This is a genomic window from Thiocystis violacea, from assembly GCF_016583565.1.
Taxonomy (GTDB): domain Bacteria; phylum Pseudomonadota; class Gammaproteobacteria; order Chromatiales; family Chromatiaceae; genus Thiorhodococcus; species Thiorhodococcus violaceus_A.
This window is the reverse complement of record NZ_NRRF01000162.1, coordinates 1-2,523: the sequence shown is the minus strand read 5'-3', so window position 1 is coordinate 2,523 and position 2,523 is coordinate 1. Positions and strand designations below refer to the sequence as shown.

General features: G+C 60.8%; 5 protein-coding genes. 3 read left to right on the top strand and 2 right to left on the bottom strand.

From position 1 onward, the window contains the following. Positions 1-152: 152 nt before the first annotated feature. The 3 genes from CKO23_RS24315 to CKO23_RS24305 all read left to right on the top strand — a co-directional run bounded on the left by CKO23_RS24315 (position 153) and on the right by CKO23_RS24305 (position 1,278). Positions 153-365: a hypothetical protein gene (locus tag CKO23_RS24315; RefSeq protein WP_200336027.1), complete on the top strand. Its 213-nt coding sequence runs from the start codon at positions 153-155 to the stop codon at positions 363-365. A 285-nt stretch (positions 366-650) separates the two neighbouring features. Further along, positions 651-956 (top strand): BrnT family toxin, encoded by a 306-nt coding sequence (locus CKO23_RS24310; protein ID WP_200336025.1) that lies wholly within the window; start codon positions 651-653, stop codon positions 954-956. Beyond that, positions 937-1,278 (top strand): BrnA antitoxin family protein, encoded by a 342-nt coding sequence (locus CKO23_RS24305; protein WP_200336023.1) that lies wholly within the window; start codon positions 937-939, stop codon positions 1,276-1,278. The genes CKO23_RS24310 and CKO23_RS24305 overlap by 20 nt, the downstream gene beginning before the upstream one ends. 300 nt (positions 1,279-1,578) lie before the next feature. On the opposite strand, the gene CKO23_RS24300 is transcribed toward CKO23_RS24305, so the two are convergent. Together CKO23_RS24300 and CKO23_RS24295 are read right to left on the bottom strand one after the other, a co-directional pair. Then, the gene (locus CKO23_RS24300; RefSeq protein WP_200336021.1) at positions 1,579-2,016 is read right to left on the bottom strand and encodes a type II toxin-antitoxin system PemK/MazF family toxin; all 438 of its coding nucleotides are present in this window, start codon (positions 2,014-2,016) and stop codon (positions 1,579-1,581) included. Between the two features lie 5 nt (positions 2,017-2,021). Next, positions 2,022-2,276: a type II toxin-antitoxin system Phd/YefM family antitoxin gene (locus CKO23_RS24295; protein ID WP_200336012.1), complete on the bottom strand. Its 255-nt coding sequence runs from the start codon at positions 2,274-2,276 to the stop codon at positions 2,022-2,024. Positions 2,277-2,523 lie beyond the last annotated feature (247 nt).

Here is a 2,523-nt window from a genome sequence, read left to right as displayed (position 1 = left end):
ATCGACCACACGGGGACAACCGGAATGATGCAGAGGCGCCGCTGGGTCCATCCAGCACAGGCCCGTTACGACCAAGTTGATCTCGTCCAGGATCTATTCAGCGACTGGACGCGTGTCCTGTGCTGGGTGGGCTCGGGGCGCGGTGGGGAGGGATGCGCATCCTAGCCGTGACGAGTGAAGCGGCCGAAGCGGAGCAGCTCGAAGCGATTGCCAAGCGCCGTCGCCAGCGCGGCTATGTCGAGTTATCGGGCAGCGTCGGGGAGGAGGCCGATCTCATCCAGCGTGCCCGCGTCACAACGCCCCGGATGCGCGCAGGCCAGGACGGCGGCGCGATGGACGATCTGTTTCAGGAGGACAAGGAATGACAACAAGGGAAGGGCGTACCCCAGTGACGCGAAACAGCTGCATGCTGCAAAGAACCTCGAACCTGCAGAACGGCCACCAGCGGCAATTTGTGAGCCGTCCGAGCATCCCCTTCAATCCAATCCCTTCCGGTAAGCAGACACTCGGTATTCAGTCACCAACGGTCGCACTGTCCCAGGAGCGGTCCTTAGTCGGTGGCTCACGCGTGACGGATCAACCCGCCATTGCAGACACTGTCGCTGCGGTAGAATGTCTTTATTACTACACTTATGTAGTAACATGACTGCATGCAGATAAGATTCGAATGGGATCCGGCCAAAGCGGTCGTCAACCGGCGCAAACACAGCGTGAGCTTCGAGACCGCGCTTCGAGTCTTCGCAGATCCGTTCGCGTTCACCATCCCGGAGCGCATTGAAGACGGCGAGCAGCGTTGGCAAACAATCGGGTGTGTCGAGGGCGATGTCATCCTATTGGTGGCCCACACCGTGCGCGAGGAGGACGAGGACGGTCAGCTGATTGAGGTCATCCGTCTCATCTCCGCGCGAGCAGCAGATCGGACAGAAAGGCGACGTTATGAGCAAAGATATCGTTAGGCAGTGCATCGATCTCGACCAATTGCCGCCCTTGAGTGCTGAGCAGACGGCTGAGCTTGCGGCACTCGCGACGCGCGATGACAGCGCGATCGATTACAGTGACATCCCACCCCTGACCGACGAGTTCTGGAATCAGGCGGTGCGAGGGCGCTTCTACAAGCCCACCAAGACCTCAACGACCATCCGCCTGGACGCGGATGTCTTGGCTTGGTTTCGGGCGCAAGGGAAAGGCTACCAGACGCGCATCAACGCCATTCTGCGCCGCGAGATGCTCACGTCCCTCGAGCAGGACAGCCAGCGACACCCCAAACCGCAGCCTTAGTAGGTCGCCGATGCCGAGGTGCTGGCTCGCAAACAACTGCCAACGTTGATTGCCTGACCAAATCCACGGCCAGGCGATGGAAACTGACAATTACCTGATCAGGTCTGGGATGAATGACCTGCTTGGTGGGGGAAGCGGAGATTGCCGGTCGAAGCCCGGATGACTCCTTATGCGTCGTGACCAGCCAATCATGAAACAGACCGGACTTTCCGCTCCCCGCGTTTTTCGGAAACCGGGAAGCGAGAGAGCAGTGGCGGCTTTTGGGTTAAGCGAGCAGAAGAATGCTGATGTGCACGATCATCATTCGGTGCGTCGGACGAGAGAGGCTTGGCGAGCGACAACCAGGTCATGGAACTGGGTGATCACGTCCTTGAACAGGGCGCGCGGCAGAAGGCCATAGGCGACGGTCGATGCATCGCCCGAGACCGTGGGGCGCAGATCCGGCCTCGGCCAGACGAAACGATTGCACTCGGTCAGCACGATCCACGAGCGGTCATCGTCTAACCCGAGACGACGTTTGGTGGCGTGCGGGATCTCGACCGCCAGCGACGGATCGGACGGTGGCGTGTGCGTGACGGGCAAGACGGTGACTACCGGATCGCCATGGTCGTCCGTGGTGGCCAGGATGACAGCACAGGGTCGGTCTTTGCGGCCTTCTTCATGACCGCGCTGTTGTTCCTCTCGCCACAAATAGGCGTAGCGGATGACCAAGCCAGGAACGGGTGTCGGGAGCGGCATCCTGATCAGCGGCACTCATCGTCGAAGGCCGCCGCTTCAGGTGGCGGCTCGGCGTGGCGGATCGCCTCGAGGTCCGTGGTCGTGAAGTCGTCCAGGCCCAGGACCTCGCGATCGCGGCGCTTCAGGCGGTGGTACTCGTCGGCGGAGAGCACGACGAGGCGCTCACGGCCATTGCGGGTGATGGCGAGCGGCTCCTTGAGGGCCTCGTCTTGATAGTGTCCGAAGTGACGCTGGAAGTCGGCGGCGGGAACGGTACGCATGGCGTGGGGATCTGAAAGGTCTGGATGTTACGTAGAATCCAGAATAGACAGAGCCTCTGGATCGGGCAATGCTTGAGCGAAAAATCAGGGTTTTAGGCTTCTTTATCGAGGATGATAAAGGAGGTCTGGGCTCTCCACTTAACCGGAGTTCCTCCACGGACGGTTTGCGGGAGGGAGGTCGAGGCTTGGCGGGTGGCCATTTGCCCTCGGCGGGGTGGGGAGTACTGTTCGGGGTCGCTGGGTCAGT